This window comes from Kluyvera sp. EC_51 (assembly GCF_019584505.1).
Classification (GTDB): domain Bacteria; phylum Pseudomonadota; class Gammaproteobacteria; order Enterobacterales; family Enterobacteriaceae; genus Kluyvera; species Kluyvera sichuanensis.
In genome coordinates this window covers 1-228 of the sequence record NZ_VDAG01000051.1, presented here as the reverse complement: position 1 = coordinate 228, position 228 = coordinate 1, and the positions used below count along the sequence as shown (strand labels likewise).

The 228-nt window shown below is 43.9% G+C and carries 1 protein-coding gene and 1 pseudogene; one reads left to right on the top strand and one right to left on the bottom strand.

Annotated features, from left to right (window positions below):
• Positions 1–11: 11 nt before the first annotated feature.
• Positions 12–116, top strand: a pseudogene (locus FHC49_RS24390) (hypothetical protein); the annotation flags it as partial.
• Between the two features lie 13 nt (positions 117–129).
• Here FHC49_RS24390 and FHC49_RS11410 read toward each other — a convergent pair.
• The coding region (locus FHC49_RS11410) for an IS1 family transposase (RefSeq protein WP_000641146.1) at positions 130–228 on the bottom strand (99 nt) is incomplete at its 5' end.

The window sequence follows — 228 nt, the reverse complement described above, 5'->3', positions numbered from 1 at the left end:
AGGTTTTTTGAATGAGACGAACATTTACAGCAGAGGAAAAAGCCTCTGTTTTTGAACTATGGAAGAACGGAACAGGCTTCAGTGAAATAGCGAATATCCTGGGTTCAAAACCCGGGTAATGACTCCAACTTACTGATAGTGTTTTATGTTCAGATAATGCCCGATGACTTTGTCATGCAGCTCCACCGATTTTGAGAACGACAGTGACTTCCGTCCCAGCCTTGCCAG